General features: G+C 37.8%; 19 protein-coding genes. 10 read left to right on the top strand and 9 right to left on the bottom strand.

The annotated features are described in order from the left end of the window. Nucleotides 1–118: 118 nt before the first annotated feature. The 4 genes from rpmE to F933_RS02310 form a co-directional block, all read right to left on the bottom strand. Nucleotides 119–343, bottom strand: coding sequence for a 50S ribosomal protein L31 (gene rpmE / locus F933_RS02325; RefSeq protein ID WP_005053147.1), 225 nt, complete (start codon nt 341–343; stop codon nt 119–121). A 199-nt stretch (nt 344–542) separates the two neighbouring features. Then, nucleotides 543–1,511: a bile acid:sodium symporter family protein gene (locus F933_RS02320; protein ID WP_005058182.1), complete on the bottom strand. Its 969-nt coding sequence runs from the start codon at nt 1,509–1,511 to the stop codon at nt 543–545. 133 nt (nt 1,512–1,644) lie between these two features. Next, nucleotides 1,645–2,046, bottom strand: a complete 402-nt coding sequence (gene gloA / locus F933_RS02315) for a lactoylglutathione lyase (protein ID WP_005058181.1) — start codon at nt 2,044–2,046, stop codon at nt 1,645–1,647. Between the two features lie 2 nt (nt 2,047–2,048). Then, nucleotides 2,049–4,223, bottom strand: a complete 2,175-nt coding sequence (locus tag F933_RS02310) for an AmpG family muropeptide MFS transporter (protein WP_005058180.1) — start codon at nt 4,221–4,223, stop codon at nt 2,049–2,051. A gap of 250 nt (nt 4,224–4,473) precedes the next feature. On the opposite strand from F933_RS02310, the gene F933_RS02305 reads away from it, so the two are divergent. After that, nucleotides 4,474–7,107 carry a Lon protease family protein gene (locus F933_RS02305; RefSeq protein WP_005058179.1) on the top strand — a complete coding sequence of 878 codons (2,634 nt, stop codon included), beginning with the start codon at nt 4,474–4,476 and terminating at the stop codon, nt 7,105–7,107. Nucleotides 7,108–7,147: 40 nt separating this feature from the next. On the opposite strand, the gene F933_RS02300 is transcribed toward F933_RS02305, so the two are convergent. The 3 genes from F933_RS02300 to surE all read right to left on the bottom strand — a co-directional run bounded on the left by F933_RS02300 (nt 7,148) and on the right by surE (nt 9,913). Beyond that, complete coding sequence (locus F933_RS02300; protein WP_005053142.1) at nt 7,148–8,077, bottom strand: LysR family transcriptional regulator; 930 nt, start codon at nt 8,075–8,077, stop codon at nt 7,148–7,150. Nucleotides 8,078–8,207: 130 nt separating this feature from the next. Further along, nucleotides 8,208–9,032 (bottom strand): peptidoglycan DD-metalloendopeptidase family protein, encoded by an 825-nt coding sequence (locus tag F933_RS02295; RefSeq protein ID WP_005058178.1) that lies wholly within the window; start codon nt 9,030–9,032, stop codon nt 8,208–8,210. 110 nt (nt 9,033–9,142) lie between these two features. Beyond that, nucleotides 9,143–9,913 (bottom strand): 5'/3'-nucleotidase SurE, encoded by a 771-nt coding sequence (gene surE, locus F933_RS02290; protein WP_005053140.1) that lies wholly within the window; start codon nt 9,911–9,913, stop codon nt 9,143–9,145. 103 nt (nt 9,914–10,016) lie between these two features. Between surE and F933_RS02285 the strand changes: the two genes are divergently transcribed. Then, nucleotides 10,017–10,391, top strand: coding sequence for an MCR_0457 family protein (locus F933_RS02285; protein ID WP_005058176.1), 375 nt, complete (start codon nt 10,017–10,019; stop codon nt 10,389–10,391). Between the two features lie 101 nt (nt 10,392–10,492). Here the strand turns inward: F933_RS02285 and F933_RS02280 are convergent, their stop codons facing one another. Continuing rightward, nucleotides 10,493–10,852: a hypothetical protein gene (locus F933_RS02280; RefSeq protein WP_005058174.1), complete on the bottom strand. Its 360-nt coding sequence runs from the start codon at nt 10,850–10,852 to the stop codon at nt 10,493–10,495. 373 nt (nt 10,853–11,225) lie between these two features. Here F933_RS02280 and F933_RS02275 point away from each other — a divergent pair, with 373 nt between their 5' ends. From F933_RS02275 to purB, 8 genes are all read left to right on the top strand, one after another. Beyond that, nucleotides 11,226–11,630, top strand: a complete 405-nt coding sequence (locus tag F933_RS02275) for an MCR_0457 family protein (RefSeq protein ID WP_005058172.1) — start codon at nt 11,226–11,228, stop codon at nt 11,628–11,630. 114 nt (nt 11,631–11,744) lie between these two features. Then, nucleotides 11,745–12,893, top strand: coding sequence for a D-alanyl-D-alanine carboxypeptidase PBP5/6 (gene dacC, locus F933_RS02270; RefSeq protein WP_005053136.1), 1,149 nt, complete (start codon nt 11,745–11,747; stop codon nt 12,891–12,893). A 90-nt stretch (nt 12,894–12,983) separates the two neighbouring features. Then, nucleotides 12,984–13,526 carry a gamma carbonic anhydrase family protein gene (locus F933_RS02265; RefSeq protein ID WP_005058169.1) on the top strand — a complete coding sequence of 181 codons (543 nt, stop codon included), beginning with the start codon at nt 12,984–12,986 and terminating at the stop codon, nt 13,524–13,526. 61 nt (nt 13,527–13,587) lie between these two features. Then, nucleotides 13,588–14,358, top strand: a complete 771-nt coding sequence (locus F933_RS02260; RefSeq protein ID WP_005058167.1) for a DUF4262 domain-containing protein — start codon at nt 13,588–13,590, stop codon at nt 14,356–14,358. A gap of 85 nt (nt 14,359–14,443) precedes the next feature. Next, nucleotides 14,444–14,932, top strand: a complete 489-nt coding sequence (locus tag F933_RS02255; RefSeq protein WP_034710331.1) for an NUDIX hydrolase — start codon at nt 14,444–14,446, stop codon at nt 14,930–14,932. 4 nt (nt 14,933–14,936) lie between these two features. Continuing rightward, entirely contained in the window at nt 14,937–16,070 is a 1,134-nt protein-coding gene (gene mnmA, locus F933_RS02250) for a tRNA 2-thiouridine(34) synthase MnmA (RefSeq protein ID WP_005058163.1), read from the top strand. Nucleotides 16,071–16,088: 18 nt separating this feature from the next. Continuing rightward, entirely contained in the window at nt 16,089–16,820 is a 732-nt protein-coding gene (gene hflD / locus F933_RS02245) for a high frequency lysogenization protein HflD (RefSeq protein WP_005058162.1), read from the top strand. A gap of 89 nt (nt 16,821–16,909) precedes the next feature. Further along, the gene (gene purB, locus F933_RS02240; RefSeq protein WP_005058161.1) at nt 16,910–18,298 is read left to right on the top strand and encodes an adenylosuccinate lyase; all 1,389 of its coding nucleotides are present in this window, start codon (nt 16,910–16,912) and stop codon (nt 18,296–18,298) included. 107 nt (nt 18,299–18,405) lie between these two features. Here the strand turns inward: purB and F933_RS02235 are convergent, their stop codons facing one another. Continuing rightward, nucleotides 18,406–20,652, bottom strand: a complete 2,247-nt coding sequence (locus F933_RS02235) for a TonB-dependent receptor (protein WP_005058159.1) — start codon at nt 20,650–20,652, stop codon at nt 18,406–18,408. Nucleotides 20,653–20,810 lie beyond the last annotated feature (158 nt).

Raw genomic sequence — 20,810 nt, 5'->3', positions numbered from 1 at the left:
ATTTTTAATATTTGCACTGATCAATACTAAGTGCAAATATTAAAATACATCTAGTTCAATACATTTATTTTGAGACAAAAAAACGGGCATAAAGCCCGTTTTTTTTGCGTTTTTAGTATTAACGTTTGATAGAACGTGACATACCAGAAAAACGTTGTTTGAATTTGTCGATACGACCACCAGTGTCCACATTCTTTTGTTTACCAGTATAGAATGGGTGGCAAGCTGAACATACGTCAAGATAAAGAGTTTCTTTACCTAAAGCTGATTTAGTTTCAATCACGTTACCGCATGAACAAGTTGCAACTAATGTTGTATATTTTGGATGAATATCGGCGCGCATGGTCGATGCTCCTAATTTAGTAAGAAAGGCTTAAGCTGTTATCGCAATTGATCACTCTCAAAATGAGGAAAGCAGAGTATTTAAACTCGCAGATCAATACCACAACAGACCATTTCTTTTGACTCACCGAGACTCATAAAGGTCAGAGCAAAGCCAACAAGTGGCGATTATTATACGCCAAGTAATTTAATTTAGCGAATTAATCTTGCTTTGATTTTGCCCAACGATTGGCAATGATGCCACATACCATTAACTGGATTTGGTGAAAAATCATAATTGGTAATACGATCATTCCCAAAGGCTGTCCAATAAATAAAATTTGTGCCATCGGCACACCACTTGCCAGTGTTTTCTTTGAGCTACAAAAGAAAATTGTGACTTGATCAGCTTGATTAAAGCCCAACCACTTTGGTAAATATAGAGCAAGTAACATAACAATGGTCAGCAATACTGAGCAAGCAAGTGTCAGATATAATAAAGTTATACCACTCACCTGATGCCATAACCCTGCAACAACCGCACTACTAAAAGCACCATAAACCACCATCAAGATAGAGCCTTGATCGAATGCTTTGACCAAACTCGGACGTTTCACCATATATGGAAAAACAAATGGACGTAACAATTGTCCTAAAACAAAAGGGACCAATAATAACAATGTAATTTGAATAATTGATTTGGTTGGATCAAAGCCATGTTGACTCTGTCCTAAAATAAAATAGCTTACTAAAATTGGTGTAATGAACATACCAATAATATTTGAAAAAGATGCACTACACACTGCACCAGCAACATTGCCCTTTGCAATTGAAGTAAATGCGATCGATGACTGAACTGTTGATGGTAGGAAACACATAAATAGGAAACCCCAATAAAGTGGCTGTCCTAACAGTGGTTCTAAGATTGGTTTCGACAAAAGACCAATTGCAGGGAAAATCAGAAAAGTAAATCCAAACACTAAAGCATGCATTTTCCAATGCAACATACCTTCAACCACAGCTTCCCGCGACAGCTTTGCTCCATGAAGAAAAAAAAGTACGGCAATCGCAACTGTCGTTAAAATATTAAAAAAATGCGCGGCTTGACCTGAAACTGGCAAAAACGTCGCCAGTACTACCATGGAAATTAACAATATTGTAAAGCGATCCACTCCCAATAGCTTCAACATAACCTATCCCTATCTATTCACTAAAAACAAAGCCCAATATGATATTGTTGACCATTCGCTCAAACATCATACTGGGCTAAATAAATAAAGCTAGGGCTTCGGTTTAGAAACCCTAGACTAAATAGATCAAAGATTAATTATTACGCGCGTCTTGATCTTGTTGAATCAACTCAATTTTATAACCATCAGGGTCTTCAACAAAAGCAATAACAGTCACGCCTCCTTTCATTGGTCCTGCTTCACGCACAACTTTACCACCACGTGCCTTAATGTCTTCACATGCTTGATAAGCATCATTTACGCCAATCGCAATATGACCATAAGCATTTCCAAGCTCATAACTAGATGTATCCCAGTTATGCGTTAGCTCAAGTACCGTATTATTTTCTTCATCACCATAACCAACAAAAGCCAAGGTAAAACGCCCTTCTTCATAATCACGTTGGCGTAGCAATTTCATACCAAGCACCTCAGTGTAGAACATTAAAGATTGTTCTAAATTACCTACTCGTAGCATCGTATGTAACATGCGCATCGTTATTCACCTGTCTGTTGTGTTGTTTGATTTTCATGATCGCGTAACAGTTTTGCGACCCAAACCACTAATACTAAAATTGGAATACCAATTAAAGTAGTCATTAAAAAGAAATTCGGATAACCAATATTACTGACAATCGTACCTGAGTACCCACCTAATAATTTAGGAGTTAAAGTCATTAAGGAGCTAAAAATAGCGTATTGAACTGCAGTAAATGACACACTGGTTAAGCTAGATAAAAAGGCAATAAATGCCGCACCTGCCAATCCTGAAGCCAAGTTATCTATAATGATAGCGAAATATAGCCATAAAGAACTATAGCTCTTAATCACTTTACCAGAAAGCTCAACTGCACCCTGTTGTGCTGGATCGATCACTGCAATAGGTTCAATGTCCACATCTAAAGCCATTTCGGCATGGCTCGCTGTATCAATACGATATTGTCGGGTTGCCAATAATGCATGTTCAGCGTTATTTTTTAAATTTGCCAATGCAGTAATTGTTTTCGTTGGCGATGCTTGTAAAAGCTTACCATCAATAACGCCAGTAAACACCGCATTTTTATCAACTTTAGCGACAAACTCCTGACCATCCAATGTTAAAACAACTGGACGCTCTGAGTTCAACTCATCAATCTTTATATCTGCCAACTGACCTTTAATGACTAAACTTTGCTTTAACTCGTTAGGAGTAAGTTGATCATCGCCACTGATCGGCAATAATTGAATCTGAGCTTTTTGAGAACTTACTAGATAAGGAATAGACAAAGCCACTTTTGAGTCTGCCTGATTTTGATACTGAGCGCTTACGTTCACAGTGTTTTGTTTGGATAGAACTTCATTAGGTATTGAAAGTTTCCAATATCCGACCTCATCAGTTTCAACTTGGTAGTGCCGATCACCAACCTGCACTTCAACTTGATCCAATGGTTTTCCTGACTTCACTAAACCAATAAAAATTAAATTCGTTGAGCTTGCCAATACTGCACCTACAAACATTAATTTCATAATGTTCATACGTTGCGCTAACAATCCACCTAAGAAACCGCCGACCAAACTAAATAAAACACCATAAATTTTAACTGCTTCAGCAATCTGCTCTTTAGTAAAGTTTAAATCCTGATAGAACACATTCGAAATTACCCCTGCGATAATGTCAGAGATACGGAAAAACCCAATCAATAACAACAGCACTAATGCGAGTTTAAGCCCATATCGTTTGAAGAAATCAAGAATTGGCGCGACCCAAGTTTCTTTCGCCATTTGTTGATTCACAACACCCATTTTCACCAAAGCAAAACCTATCAATAAGGCAAAGGCTGTGGCGGTTAAAAAGCGTAATGCTTCAAGACCAAATAAAGCAGCGGTATCTTTAATTTGAGCAGATTGAGTAATCGCTTCAGTTAAATTACCCGAATAGATATAACTCACGACAAAAGTTGAAACAGCAACAAAAAAGACAAAAACCAGACGATAATAATCTGTGGTTTTATAATGCTTGTAGGTGCGATTTACTTGGGGTTCACGAATAGATAAGGTCGTGATAATACCTACCGCCATCACAGCCGCCATCGCTAAATACGTATATTTCCAAGCGTCATAAATATAGTTACCCTTCGCAGTTCCTAAATAAGCTGCTAAGAATAGAGCACCTGCACCCGCAACAATCATCCCGATCCGATAACCAGCATTATATGTTGAGGCTAAAACCGTTTGCATTTCGCTTTCAGCAAGCTCGATACGATAAGCATCGATAACAATATCTTGTGTCGCCGCGGAAAAGCCCAATAAAACTGCTCCGACTGCCATTTGTACAAGATAGCTTTGCCCTAGTGAAGGATCAGAAAATGCCATGATACAAATTGCACAAATGATTAAACACTGAGCAATTAACAACCAAGCACGACGGCGACCTAAACTCTTCGTTAAAAAAGGAACAGGTAATTCATCAATTAAAGGTGCCCAAACAAATTTAAATGAGTATCCCAACGCTGCCCAACTAAAAAATGTGACAGCACTTTTATCAATCCCTGCCTCACCTAGCCACAAAGATAAACTAGAAAAAATCAATAAAATTGGTATCCCCGCAGAGAAACCAAGAAACAACATGATCAGAGCACGTCGATCTAAAAATGCTTTAAATGCAGATGCCCAACTAGAGGCTTGTGTAGTCATTGGTTATTATTTTCCACGAACTTACTTGAATGTGCATATTCAATCGTTTCTTGAGATTGCTTGCAAGTTGCTTTATGCAACTATTGAGCGTTATTCATCACATGTTTCAATCTATAAAAACTCAAGCAAATCAAATATTGCTAAAGTCTTGCTATTTCGTCGATAAAAAACACAAGTTCGCTTGATCTTTAGACCTAAAACTGTATACCTTTAATTACTTAACTTTCGTTTTATTTGTTGGATATCAATAGTGACCCAAAAGCTCGATCAAATGACTGCAACAACCCTTTCATTAACACCAGCAAACACGATTACAGCAAATATCAATACCTTTCCAAGCGCTTTCGAACAGACGGATATACAACCAACATTAACCAAAACAGCTTTAAAAGCAGATCAACTTACGCATATGCCAGATTTCGCCAAAATTCCTAGCTCTACCAAACGAATCAAGCCACTCAATAATTTTCTAGGACAAGATCGTGCACGCGCATCAGTTGAGGCGGGAATTTCATTACCTTATTCTGGTTATAATATATTTGCTGTAGGTACAGCGGGGCTTGGTAAACGCACAATGATTAAGCGTTTACTTCAACAGCATGCGAAAACCATGCAAACGCCTAATGATTGGGTCTACGTCAATAATTTTAAAAATCCAAGACAACCTCTTGCATTACGCTTTCCAGCAGGTCAAGGCGTAAAGTTTCAAGCAGCTTTACAACAGTCATGGCAAATTATTCTAAAACAACTTGAGCGTCGTTTTAGTGCTGAAACCTATCACAACCGCATTGAACGCATTCGCCAAGACACGGGTGATGTACAGCAACAAGCATTAATCGAATTGACCAAAGAAGGTGAAGAGCTCGATTTAAAACTGATTTCTCGTAATGACAAACATGTCTTCATTCCAATGTATCTTCAAGATAATGAATATCATGAAATGACACAGAATGATTTAGATAGCTTAAATACCAAGCAACGCGCAGAAATTACCTCAAACATGCGTTATATGGAAAAGAAACTAGAACGTCTTGGTTTGCATTTAGGTGATTTAGAAGATGATGCCAGAGATAAAGTTTCAATATTAAATCGTGATATTGCAACTCAAGTGGTGATGCCACGCATTGAACTGTTATTAAATAAAAATAAAGATGTTAAAGGCTTAGATCAATATTTAAAGCAATATGCAGATGATATTATTGATAATGTTGAGCTCATCTTGGAACAAGAAGAAGATGACTTCACACCAGCACTTTTTAATCGTGTGCCATCAAGATATCAAGCCAATGTTATCGTTTCCAACAAACCAAATAGTGGCGCACCTGTCATTTTTGAAGATTTTCCAACGCACTACAACTTATTAGGACATGTAGAACAACTCACGCACAATGGCACCATTACCACTGACTTTACTTTAATTCGACCTGGCTCACTTCATCAAGCCAATGGTGGATTCTTAATTTTAGAAGCCGAACAGCTACTTGAACAGCCTTATGCTTGGCAAGGTCTAAAAAGAGCACTGAAATCAGGACAACTTAAACTTTCATCTTTAGAACACATGCTCACCTTAACAGGAAGCATTTCAATTGAACCCGCATCTGTTCCTTTAGATATTAAAGTTGTATTACTAGCAGAGCCTGAAATTTATTATGAAATTTTAGAGGTCGAACCTGAGCTTGGCAGTGTATTTAAAATTCGCGCTGACTTTACTGACACATTACAACGTAATGACAGTAATGAACAAGCTTATGTACAGCTCATTGCCGACTATGTTCAAGCCGACAAATTATTACCTTTTGATCGCTCTGCACTCGCAGCCCTACTGACCGACTCTAGCCGCCAAGCAGAAGATCAAAGCTCTCTCTCATTACATGCGTCCACATTAGGAGATTTGATCCGTGAAGCGCATCATCATGCGTTTAAAGCAGATGATAAGCTCGTGACTGATCATCATGTCAATCAAGCTTTACATCATCGTCAATACCGATTGGGATATTTACGTGAACTCTACTGGCAAGACTTGTCTCGTGGAACACAACTGATCGAAACCTCTGGACATCGCTTAGGTCAAATTAACGCCCTATCCGTGATCCATTATGCAGATGTTGAGTTCGGCTTACCTTCTCGTCTTACTGCATCTGTTTATCAAGGTGGTGGAGATATCTTAGATATTGAGCGTAGCGTTGAACTTGGTGGTTCTTTGCATGCAAAAGGTGTCTTACTCATGTCTAGCTTCCTAAAAGCACACTTTGGACGTGAGCAAATTCTACACTTCTCTGCTGCTTTAGCCTTTGAACAGAGTTATGGACAAGTTGATGGGGATAGTGCGACTGTTGCGGAGCTTTCAGCTCTAATTTCTGCAATTTGCCAAATTCCAATTGATCAATCTTGGGCTATCACGGGTTCGATGAATCAGTTAGGTCAAGTACAACCGATTGGTGGTGTTAATGCGAAAATTGAAGGATTTTATGATGCTTGTAAGCTGCAAGGCTTAACAGGCAAACAAGGTGTCATTATTCCTCGTCAAAACATGCAGCATTTAATGCTACGCCAAGACGTGATTGAAGCCGTAGAGACAGGACAATTTCACGTTCATGCGATTGATACGATTGATCAAGCCTTAGAAATTTTAATGGCTCGCCCAGTAGGTACTCTTGATAAAAAGGGTCGCTATAGTAAAAACTCAATTTATGCTGCCGTTATGCAGCAATTAGAGTATTGGCAAGCAATTGAAGATGGTGAAGCTGTCGAGGATGATGAATCCAAGAAAAAGAAGAAGCGCAAAAAAGTAAAGAAAACCTCTGAAACGAATAATAAAGTGTCTGAAGACAATACCGTTGAAGCGAAAACAATGAAGCCAAAACTTAAAAAGAAGTTGAAGTAAAAAAAAAAGCCATGTTCTAGATTGAACATGGCTTTTTTGATTAGGCTACGCCTTGTAAAGAACGTCCACCTGGAAGCTGCCCAAAATATTGTTTAAGTGCATCGATACAACGATGAACTTTCATTGGGTATTGTTCACGCTTCGAGGTCAAAGCATGTAGCGTATAATGCGGTAAATGCCAATCTGGTAAAACTTCAACCAAAGTGCCATTCATCAACTCTTTCTGAATGTCCATATATAAAATACGTGCTAAACCATGTCCTTGCTGACAGAGCGATTTAGCAACAAATACATTATTAGTTCCTAAACGTGTCTTCATATCTACATTTACGACTTCCCCACTCAAACCATTACGGAAAGCGAAATGTTGATAGTTTTGCATTAATGTTATAGGAAGAAGCTCATGGTGGCGTAAATCTTCAGGACGCGTGATTGGTGTTGATTGGTTTATATAGCTTGGTGAAGCAACCAACACTTGATCTACACGAGCCAAAGGAACCGCAGTTAATTGATGATCATCTACACGTAAGCTCATACGTATCGCAATATCAATACGTTCCTCAATCAAATCGATATAACGGTGATCTGCCTCAAAATGAATGGCTAAACCTTTATGTGCAGACATCCAATGTGAAAGTGCAGGAATAACATGCAAAGCACCTAACTCTGGTGTCGTTGCAATACGCAGATCACCGACAAGATCATCTCTTAATTCATTAATTCGGATTTTACCGCGTTCTGCTGCTGCCAACATTTCTTGGCAACTCAAGAAAAAAGCCTGTCCAGCTTCTGTAAGACTGAGTTTTCTAGTTGAACGATGAAGTAATGTGACATCCATTTCATGTTCTAAAGAACGTATTTGTTGGCTAACTGCACTCGTTGTAATCCCAAGATCTCTTGCTGCACCGCTAAAAGAACTTTTTTCTACAACGCAGGCAAAAACCCCCATTGCACGCAATTGGTCTAACATAGACTTCCCTCTTAATTTATTAAAATGTGCTTATTGTTGTAGTTAAAGCAATCTTAATAAGTATACAGGGAAGTCTACCCTTAAACTAGCGATTATTAATAATTTATTGAAAGAGTGTTAATTGCTTCATTTAATTAGGCAATACTGTTGTCGGGTTAACAGGCTTACCATCTAAGCGAACTTGGAACTCTAGCATTACACGTGAAGCACCTGTTGATCCCATTTCTGCAATCTTCTGCCCAGCAGTGACATTATCACCACTTTTTACTAGCATTTTGCTGTTATGAGCATAAGCTGAGATGTATCCATCAACATGCTTAATTAACACCAAATTACCATACTCTTTCAAGCCATCAGCGGCATAAACCACTTGTCCATTTGCAGCAGCAAAAATTGGATCACCCTCATTACCACCGTATCGTGTGCCTTTAACATTACTAGCTAAATTGAAGCTTTGAATAATGGTTCCATTGGTTGGTTTCACCCAACGTAAATTTGAAGCTAGCGTTGATGAAGGATTGACTGGTACGGTTGGTACGACAGCTTTAGGTACAACAGGCTGAGTTTTAGTTATAACTTGTTGTTGCTGCGGTAAATTAATCGTTTGACGTTGAATTGGTGTCGTCTGAGCCACTGCTTGAGTCGATGTAGTACGTTGTGCAACCGATCCTTTTAAACGAAGCGATTGATTGACATAAATACGATATGGCGCAGCAATATCATTTAAAGCAGCAATATCTAAATAATTCAAACCATAACGATTGGCGATTGCACTAAGCGTGTCACCAGAACGCACAGTATAATAATTTGGTGCTTGTACATAACGTGTACCACCATTAATCTGTGGTTTTGATGCACAACCCGTCACAATTGCCGCTGTTGCTACCGCCATAGATAATACAACTGTTTTAATCATCTTCTGTGATAGAAAAATCGAGACATTGTTCAAGTGCATCTTCGCCCTCATCGAAAAAACCTTATTTTATTTGCGCCTAAGAGTACCAAAAAAGTGAGAAAAAAAGAGCTCTCACATTGTATATTCACAAAGTTATAACATAGCACCTGTTAACCATTTACATGATCATGCAAATTATCAAGTACATCGTAATTTGTAGCATCCATTTGAATTGGAGTGATACTGACATAACCATTTGCAACTGCAAAGAAATCAGATTGGATATGACTCGATACAGTTTGAGGTTCAGTAACAGCTTCTCCTGCTAAACCTATCCAATAAACTTGGCGACCTCTTGGATCAACATGACTACTAATCGGTTTAGACTGCGCACGGCGTCCTTGATAAGTCACTTGCGCACCTTGAATCTGCTCAACATCTGGAATATTAATATTGAAAATATGACGTGGTGGTAAAATTGGCAAACCTTTAGCAATAAAATCATGTACCCATTGAGCCGCGCGTGCATAATCTTGTGGGTGTTCATAAGAACGTACATTTGATCCAGCTAATGATACAGCCAATGCAGGATGCTTCATTAAACGACCTTCAAAAGCAGCGCCGACTGTTCCAGAGTATAAAACATCATCACCCAAGTTTGCGCCACTATTAATGCCACTGACGACAAGATCAAACTCAAAATCGAACAACCCATTCATCGATAAATAAACACAGTCTGCTGGAGTTCCATTAACAGCCCAAACATCTTCTGCAATCGGAATCGGGCGTAATGGACGATCTAAGGTTAAAGCACTGGAATAACCACTACGTTCACTTTCAGGTGCAACCACAACAACACGCCCTAAAGGTTTTAAAGCCTGTGCTAAGGCTTGAAGCCCAGGAGCAAAAACACCATCATCATTTGCTATTAAAATATTCACTAAAATCCTATCTCTTTAAATGTTACTACTGAGTTTTTTCAATTGAATTATTCATTGAATTATATATATTTATATCTTCTTAGTATTAGAAATTTATACAGACATGAGACATTTATCTAATTTTATTCGATTTTTTGGGGTTGGTTTCTCACTTCTTACGGCGTCAGTTGTTTTTGCTGACGAAGCGGTTTCAGTAAAAGAAGCAGATGCGCTGATCAAAGATGATATTGCAAATGCACAAGTCTTAATTGAAATGTGCCCTGCTCTTATTGGCAAAAATGCAAAGTTTGACCAAAACATCAAACAAATGGTTGCTTCATATTTAAGTAATTATTCTGATAAATCTGCATCAATTGGAAGCTTGCAAAAAGATGGAGAATTCCAATCTTTATTAAAAGATGCACGTGAAGCAGCTAAAGAAGTTGAAAAATCAGAGCAGAAATCTGTCTGTGAAGATGTTTTAAACTTTGAAGGTTAATGTCTATTCGATATTGGTGTGGTTTTAAATGCCCGTATTTAAAACCACACTTTTACATCTGCACAAAGTCAATTCTCTCAATTCTTGTGATACCAATCAATTTACCAAGCGTCAGGTTCTCGAACCATATGAATAATATTGGCTGGACTCGTAATCCAACCACCTCGAAAACCTTCAGGTAATGCCTCAATTGCATCACAACGAATAACACCGACTTTATCAAGATATTGAGCAGCTTCAGTAAAATCATCTGTAAATAGTTCAAGCCAAATTTCGGCTTGACTCATTTCTGGTGCAGCAGCAATCCATAATTTGATCGAACCTAACTCAAAACCTATCTCTGGGGCTTTATCTGTAATTTGTTTAAGACCAATTACATCACGATAAAATGTGACAGTAGCGTCGAATTGGTGAGGTGGAAGTTTCAATGCGATATCAACACCGCCATTAAATCTAGTCATTATTCTGCTCCTTTTTATACCTTATTCTGATTTTTTATCTTTTAGGTTATCTCCACTCAGTTCGTCTAACTTACTCGATATTTTAAAGCTGAGGGAATGAATTATTTTTTATTCCAAACTTCATTTTAGAAAGCTTAAGAACATTTGCCCTTATAGAATCAGCTTACTCAGTCGTGTTTTAAAAAACATTAATTCATCTGTAAAGTCATTCTATATCTACAAAAATCATTCTTTAAATAATAAATTGAATAAAAAAAGTAAATTTAAAAATCACATAACACTACCATTCCTACAGCAAACCTACATTTTTTAACACGCTTTTATGTTATAAGTTATTCAAATTCTTTAAGTCTTGTTCTGAGTTTGATTTCTTATGAAGAAAAATGTTTTTAAAGCACTAGGTCTTTCATTTCTCATCGCTTCTAGCGTTTTAGCTCCTACGGCCTTTGCAGCAGATAAAAAAGCATCTGAAGCAGAAAAGATTGAAGTAACACCGATTTCTGACACTGTCACTAAGCAAGAACTTGCTGCAATCTACGTTCTTTCTGAAATTTGCCCAAGCTTGATTGGTAAAGACTTAAAATTTAATAAGGCATATGACAATTTAGTTAAAGCCTATTTAAATAATGATACTAAGGCAGTTGAAACGCTGAATAAGCAAGTAAAAACTAAAGATTTCCAAGAAGCATTAAAAGAAGCTCGTAGTGATGCAAAAGCTGCTTCTGACGAAGATAATCGTCAAATTTGCGATGACGTTCGGAATTATTATTCGAAGTAACTGATTGGTTACAATACTGTATGAAAAAGCCGACTTCGCCCATAGAAGTCGGCTTAGCTTTATCCTAAAATGCTAGGCTCTTCTGCTTCACACAAGATATTGGAACCACCTAGAATGACTCAAAAAAGCGCTCTTGCTGCATTATTACTTTTGCCAAGCTTTTCATATGCAGCAACTGTCCTATCTGCTCCACCAGAATTAAATAATAAATCCTATGTATTAATGGATTATGAGACAGGACAGATCCTAGCCGCAAAAAACGAAAATGAAAAACTTGCGCCAGCGTCTATGACAAAAATGATGACCAGTTACATCATTGAACAAAAACTTTTAAAGGGTGAATTGACTGAGGACGAACAAGTACGCATGAATGAATCTGCGTGGTGTCGTGGAAGTAGTACTGAGTCATGCATGTATGTACCTTTAAATGGTACGGCGACCGTATTAGAAATGCTTCGTGGTATTATTATTCAATCGGGTAATGATGCTTCTAAAGCAATGGCAGAACATGTTGCGGGTAACGAAGGAACCTTTGCCCACATGATGAACCAAGAAGCTAAACGTGTTGGTATGGTCAATACCCATTTCATGAACTCAACAGGTATGCCAGCAGAAGGACATTATTCTACTGCTAAAGATATGGCTGTGTTGGCACAGCATATTATCAAAGATAGCTCTAAATATTACCCAATTTACTCAGAAAAAGAGTTTACATTTAATGGTATTAAACAAGGCAACCGTAATGCTTTGCTTTATACAGACCCAAGTGTTGATGGTTTAAAAACAGGTCACACCGAAGAAGCAGGTTATTGTTTAACCACCTCAAGTAAACGTGGTCCAATGCGTTTAATTTCAGTGATCTTTGGTACACCAAGCATGAATGAGCGTGCCAATCAAACACGTACATTATTGGCTTGGGGTTTTGCAAACTTTGAAACTGCAAATGTACAACCTGCAAATCAAGTTCTTGCGAAAGCAAAAGTTTGGTTTGGTAAAGAAGATGACGTTCAAATTGGTTTAGCCGAAAACTTCAACGTAACCATGCCTAAAGGTCAAGCAGATAAAATCAAAACTCAGCTTGTCGTTCAACCTAAACTAAATGCACCTTTAGCAAAAGGTCAAGTGGTAGGTAAATTAGTGGCAAGCCTTGATGGTAAAGTAATTGCTGAAAAACCGCTTGTTGCATTAAAACCTGTTGAAGAAGCGGGTTTCTTTGCTCGTATGATCGACCATATCAAAATGTTCTTTAGCAACTTGTTCTAAGTTTTAAGTTTGCACCTTAAGCATTCATACTCTTGGGTATGAATGCTTTTTTAATTTATAATTCCATCATATTTTGTTTTGAAGCTTCTAATGACTAAAAACATTCGTCCGTATCTCGATCAAACACCTAACATTGACGCAAGTTGCTATATTGATGAAATGTCAGTTGTCATCGGTGATGTTAAATTAGCTGAGAATGTTTCAGTTTGGCCCTTTGCTGTGATTCGTGGTGATGTCAACTCAATTCAGATTGGCAAAAATAGTAATGTGCAAGATCATTGTATGTTGCATGTCAGTCATAAAAATCAATCAAAACCAAATGGCTCACCTTTAGTTATTGGTGAAGATGTGACTGTTGGGCATCATGTGACTTTACACGGCTGTACTATTGGTAATCGCGTCCTGATTGGGATCAATACTGTAGTTTTAGATGACGTGATTATTGAAGATGATGTGATGATTGGTGCAGGTAGCCTTGTTCCACCACGCAAAGTCTTAAAAAGCGGTTATTTGTATGTAGGTAGTCCTGTGCAACAAGTCCGCCCTCTCACAGATAAAGAAAAAGCATTTCTACCTTATTCGGCGCAAAATTATGTGAAAGTGAAGGATAATTATAAGAATAGCGAAGCCTAGCTTCGTTATTATTTTTCAACCCTTTATGCATAAAAAAATAATAAACTTTTAGAGATATCTAATGAACACTGATCATCCACATAATTGCCCTACTCCTGATGCACTCATTAATACAACTAAGCTCAATATTGAAAAGTACGGACTGCAAGTTATAGGAATTAGCGCGACAGACTATTTACCCTCTTTTAGTTATAGTATCGGTTTATATGAAAATTATCAGCACCCTGAAATCATATGCTTTGGGTTACCAACGGACTTAGCATATACCATCATCAATGATGTCGCCAATCTGATCAAAAATGGAAAAATAATTGCTCTCAATCAAGAGTATGGCGATCAAATTTTTAAAGAAACTCGTGCTCAATTTTTGCATGTAGATGTTAAAAATATTGAAGATTATTTTGGTGCTGCTTTAAATTACTATCAACACGACAATTTTCCCGCTTTGCAATTAGTTTGGGCAGATCGTAATAATAAATTGCCTTGGGAAGATGGATTTGAGGAAAAACTCATTTATGATCAACCACTCTTAGACCGAAATGCTGATTTTAAGTTCAGAGAGGCGAAAAACCTTGGTATTTTTACCACTCGGCAATGGTTAGAGCATAATCAAGCAATCTTACGTGTTGTTCATGATACCGATGGAGATTGGCAGTTTTTAACTGGTGATCAAGAACCCGATGATATTCGTCTCGTTGCTTTGGAACAAATGATATTAAGAGATCCAACTCTGAATGAGGTATTCGATCTGGAATACAATCAAGCAGCAGAAAGAGACGTTAAGGGTGGTAAATGGAAAATATCAAATCTTGAAGATTATAAAGATATATAAGGCAATTATTTTGTCTAGAAATCTGACCGTAGCCAAAAACTCACAAATTTTGTAGAATACGTTTTTTAAAATCATGGTGCTTTCTATGACCGCTTGGACACCTCATGTCACAGTCGCCACTGTTGTCGAAAAAGACGGACGTTTTTTGTTTGTCGAAGAACACAGCGAAGGCTTTGTACATACTGTGTTTAACCAACCTGCTGGTCATGTCGAATGCGGTGAAACCATTATCGAGGCAGCGATACGTGAGACCTTAGAAGAAACAGGTCATCATGTTGAAGTTGATCACTTACTCGGTATTTATACCTATACTCCACCGATGTTTCCTGATCGTACCTATTACCGTTTTTGCTTCTTGGCACATGTGACTTCAGTTGAAGAAAATGCGCAACTCGATACAGGCATCGTTGCTGCAGTATGGATGAACTTGGCTGAACTACAAGAATCAGCACGTGCACGTAGCCCATTGGTTTTAAAAGCTGTTCAAGATGCCCTTGCCGGCAAGAAATATCCTTTATCGCTTATTTATGAGCACCCTTTCTCTCCCTCATTCACTTCTCATTTGGATGCTTAATTAGATGCAACAACGTGTCATCGTCGGTATGTCTGGTGGTGTAGATTCCTCCGTTTCTGCCGCACTATTACTTCAACAAGGATATCAAGTTGAAGGTCTTTTCATGAAAAACTGGGAAGAAGATGATGGTACGGATTACTGCACAGCACTAGAAGACTTGGCAGATGCGCAAGCGGTTGCAGATAAAATTGGCATTAAACTACATACTGCTAATTTTGCAATGGAATATTGGGACCGTGTCTTTGAGCACTTCTTAGCTGAATATGCTGCTGGTCGTACGCCCAACCCTGATATTCTCTGTAATAAAGAAATTAAATTCCGTGCTTTCCTCGACCATGCCATGACTTTGGGTGCTGATTTCATCGCAACAGGTCACTATGCACGTCGTGGCGCAAGTACACAAAACTCACGTGGCGAAACTTATGCACCATTGCTACGCGGTCTTGACAATAATAAAGACCAAACTTATTTCTTACATGCGGTGCATGGTCGTGAAATAAACAAGACTTTATTCCCAGTAGGTGAAATTGAAAAACCAGAAGTTCGTCGCATTGCAGAAGAGTTAGATCTGGCAACTGCCAAGAAAAAAGACTCGACTGGTATTTGCTTTATTGGTGAACGTCGTTTTACAGATTTCCTTAAACAATATCTACCTGCTCAAGCTGGAAAAATTGTTTTGGAGTCAGGTAAAGAAGTTGGTGAACATCATGGCTTGATGTACTATACGCTGGGTCAGCGTGGTGGTATTGGTATCGGTGGTATGAAAGGTGTACAAGAAGGTGCATGGTTCGTATTACACAAAGATATTGCCAATAATCGACTGGTGATCGGTCAAGGACATGAACATCCATTGATGCAAAGCACGCAGCTTTGGAGCGAATCGATTGATTGGGTTGCTGGTGAACAAGATATACCATCGACTGGATTCCGATGCACGGCAAAAACCCGTTATCGTCAGCCTGACCAAGCGTGTACAATCTACCGTGATGAGCAAACCGAAAATGGAATTCGTGTTGTGTTTGATGAACCACAAAGAGCTGTGACTCCAGGACAAAGCGTGGTGTTCTATTCTGGAGAGGTCTGCTTAGGCGGTGGTGTCATTCACCATACAAATGCACCAGAACCAGATTTTATTTAAGGAAATTGGAAGCGAAGCATGGTCGAGTTACCCTTTCAGCACGCTCAAGCGTTGAATGTTAGACAAAACCGTGCTTTAGCATTAGCAGCGGTCTTTCAAGCAACACAGCTTACACATATGACCGCGATGGCGGGTCAGCAAAGTATTGGGGATACAGGTAATTTCTATTTTGAATTACTCATAAAAGCGAGTTTAAACATTCGCCCTACAATTAATAAAGCATCCCAAACCTTAGATTTCTTCAATCAACTGGCTGATATTTCTTTAGGATTAAAAACCTTGGAAGGTTGTATCACACAACCTTTTAATAGTGCTCCTAAATCACGTGTTCCTAAACTTTCTGCTGCGAAACTACCAATGTCCTATGCGATGGCTTTGTTGCAACTGGAAAAGAAGGTTTATAGCAATCCTGAATACGTTAAAATTATTGAAGCCTCTCAACAAAAAATTTTAAAACAGCTATCTTTTTTTGATAATAACTATTTACACCCAAGTATCATTGCCAACCTAGCGCAAACCTATGTAGAAACTGCGGGACAAATCAATCCACGCATTCTCGTTCGCGGCAATGCCGAAGCATTTAAAGATATTAATCATACAAATCGTATCCGCGCGTGTTTATTCACAGGCCTACAACTTGCTCATTTATGGAAGCAATCTGGTGGCAGCTCGTGGAGTATGATTTTTAGTAAACGTAAATTATTGCAAGATATTCAAGCCCTCGCTCGTTTGCAGTATCAGGTGGTTTAAACCGATGCTGAAACGAATTTATTTTTATACCGTTTTACAACCTCTCTAAATCTCTCTTGTAAGTAGAGATTTTAATTTAAGGAATCTGTATGAATGCTTTAACCGCACTCTCACCACTTGATGGACGTTATGCAAGCAAATGCGATGCACTACGCCCTTTTTTGTCTGAGTTTGGTTTAATCCACGCTCGTGTCACTGTTGAAGTGCGTTGGTTACAAGCACTTGCAAATCGTGCAGAAATTATCGAAGTCCCTGCTTTCTCTGCTGAAACCAATGCAGCTTTAAATGCAATTGTTGCTGATTTCTCTGAAGAAGATGCAAACCGTATTAAAGAAATTGAACGTACGACGAATCATGATGTAAAAGCAGTCGAATATTTCCTTAAAGAAAAAATTGCCAATATTGATGAGTTAAAAAATGCAGGTGAATTTATTCACTTTGCTTGTACATCTGAAGACATCAACAACTTGTCTCATGCTTTAATGCTAAAAAATGGTCGTGAAGTTTTAGTTTCAAGCATGAAACAAATTTTGAATGCGATCTCTGCTTTGTCAATCACACATGCTGAACAACCAATGTTGTCACGTACACATGGTCAAACGGCCAGCCCTACTACTTTGGGTAAAGAGATGGCAAACGTTGCTTATCGTTTAGCACGCCAAATCAAGCAATTTGAAAATGTTGAATTATTAGGCAAAATCAATGGTGCCGTAGGTAACTACAATGCTCACCTTTCTGCTTATCCAGAAATTGATTGGGCTGCTCATGCGCAAGCATTTGTTGAATCTTTAGGTTTAGCATTTAACCCATACACTACACAAATTGAGCCACATGATTATATGGCTGAATTGTTCGATGCATTACGTCGTTACAACACGATCTTGATAGACTTTAACCGTGATGTTTGGGGTTATATCTCGCTTGGTTACTTCAAGCAAAAATTAAAAGACGGTGAAGTTGGTTCTTCAACGATGCCGCACAAGGTAAACCCTATCGACTTTGAAAACTCAGAAGGTAACTTAGGTATTGCAAATGCAGTACTAGTTCACTTAGGTGAAAAACTTCCTGTATCTCGTTGGCAGCGCGACTTAACTGACTCAACTGTTCTTCGTAACATGGGTGTTGGTTTTGCGCAAAGCTTGATTGCTTTTGATGCTTGCTTAAAAGGTATTGGTAAACTTGAACTGAATGCAAACCGTTTAAATGAAGATTTAAATCAAGCACAAGAAGTTCTTGCTGAGCCTATTCAAACTGTTATGCGTCGTTATAACGTTGAAAAACCATACGAAAAATTGAAAGCATTAACACGTGGTCAGGCAATGACACGTGACATGATGGTAGATTTTGTGAATGGTGATGAACTATTACAAGTTCCAGCAGATGAACGTGCACGTTTAGCTCAACTTACACCTGCAACTTACACAGGTAATGCTGCCGAACAAGCAAAACAAATCAATGATTTGATCAGCAAAATCTAGGATTTATTCATAATATAAATCCTATTTATAGTTTGATAAATCATAAAAAAAAGACTCGGATTGATCCGAGTCTTTTTTTATTATTCAAAATTCAATCATTTAAGATTTTAGAATTGATAATTCAAACGCACTAAGAAATTACGTGGTGTTCCAGGCATAGAATCTGAACGCCAATATTCTTTATTTGTTAAATTATTAACTGCAATAGTCAAATTCCAAGGATCTGCACTATAACCAATAGCAGCATCTAGTCTTGTAAATCCTTCTAAGTCATAAGGTTTATTATCTAAATTACCATTAGAGTAAATTTTTGCATCCCCCACATAACTTGCGCCTACTTCCCCATAAATCTTATCTGTCGGTAAATAACGAACAAATAAGTTTCCTGTGTGGCGAGGTGTGTTATTCAATACTTTTCCAATGTTTGCGGTCTTATTGTCTTTTGTCACATCAGCATCGATATAACTATAACCACCGCGAACGAATACATTATCTAAAGCACGTCCAATAAAGCTAAACTCGACACCTTTCGATTGATGCTGTCCACCAACAACCCACTCATTTGGCTTATTGTCTGGATCAGGTTGATAACGAATATTGTTTTTTCGAATATCAAAAACAGAAAGTTGAGTATTTAAACGATCATTCAGCCAATCACTTTTTACACCAATTTCATATTGTTCGTTATATTGTGGCTCTGCGTCAAAAGCATCCACATTTGTATTCGCCGAAACAACACTTACTCCTACACGTCCACCAAAAGGAGCAAAACTTTTACTATAAGATGCATAAAGACTTTGGCTTTCTATAGGTTGCCAAATTAAACCGATGTTAGGACTAAAACTTTCACCGTCTATGCTGCGCTGATAATCTTTGTCATTATTTGTTTTTAATCTATTCGTTGTTTGTGAATGGAAATAATCATAACGACCACCTAACATCACTTTAAAATAATCATTAAAACTAATTAAATCTTGGATAAATAAGCCATAGCCTTCACCTTGGTTATAGTTATGCTGATTAATTACTTTAGCTGAATCACGATTTTTTTGCGTAAGCGCTCCAGTCAATGGATCGTAAAATCCATCAATTCTTAAACCATTTGCATTCTTATTTGCTAATACAGGTTCACGCTGTTCATAAGTCCAATCCCCACCAACTAGAACATTATGTTTTAAAGTACCAGTATTAAATTCACCTCGAATATCAAAGGTATTACTTGTCGTTTTATTATTTGTCTTTTGCCAATAATAAGTCTGTGAAATTTTACCAACATTATTGAAACAACGTCTTTGGTCTTCAGGAGTGTAATTACTATCACTCAACTTACTACTTTCACCATTACTCGTCGTTGATTTTGTAGCGCAATATGTCCCTGCATAAAAATGATCAAAATTCTGCTCTGTTTGACGATAGCTCAATGCCCAATGAAAGTTCCAGTTAGGTGCAAACTCATAATTCAAATCTGAACGAGCAACTTGTAAAACATCATTTACATAGTCCCCCTCTTGAGCAAAACCTGTTTTAATCGAAGTTCCTTTTGGAAGTGCTATATAAGATGGTCCACGGTCTGGCACACGATGCAATTTATCGTAGGTATATTGCATCGTCCATGTTAAACCCTCATCATTCTTATAAGTGAAACTTGGTGAAAGCATTTCAATTTTATTTTCAACTCCCGAACGGAAGCTATCAGATTCTCCATATTCCCCCGTTAATCGAACGGCTAAGTTATCAGAAATAACTTGGTTTAAATCAACTGTAGAGCCGTAGTTATCATAAGAACCTACATACATTCCGACTGAACTTTTCGAATCAAAATTGGCAAATTTACTGACCATATTGATTACACCACCGCCCGAACTACGTCCATATAAAACTGAAGCAGGACCTTTTAAAATTTCAATACGCTCAATATTTGCTGTACTTCTTCGTACTTGGCCACTTTCACGAATACCATCACGATAAATATCCCCAGTATCAGCATTAAATCCACGTAAATTAATGCCATCACCACGCATATCATAGCTTGTAGATACACCAGGCGTGCCTTGTAACATTACACTCAGATCATTTGCACCATAGATTTTATATTTTTGAACATCAATTGTATCAATGGTTTGAGGAATATCTTTTTTCTTTAAACCATTACGTGTCACACTGGCTTGTTCATAATCGATATAGCTCTTGATTGGATCGAGTTCACTCATTGCTTCAATCTTGATGGTTGGCATGACCGCAGTTTGAGTGTTTGCTTCATTCGCTAAAACAAGTTGAGCTTGTATCAACATTAGGCTAAGTAAACTTAGCTTAAAAATAGGTTTACTATTCCCACCAGTGTGTAAAAAGTTCATAAAATTTCCAAAAATCAGACAAAAATTCAAAAAAAATTAAAATAAATAAGCGATACAATTTTAATAAAAATAATTCTCATTTTCACCATATTTCGCACTAATTAAGTTCTATTGATGATTTATTATTCATATAAAAAAGATCATAAATGTATCATCCT

The organism is Acinetobacter beijerinckii CIP 110307, assembly GCF_000369005.1.
GTDB lineage: Bacteria > Pseudomonadota > Gammaproteobacteria > Pseudomonadales > Moraxellaceae > Acinetobacter > Acinetobacter beijerinckii.
Note: the sequence above shows the minus strand (reverse complement) of the source record. Positions and strands in the feature narration are given on the sequence as shown.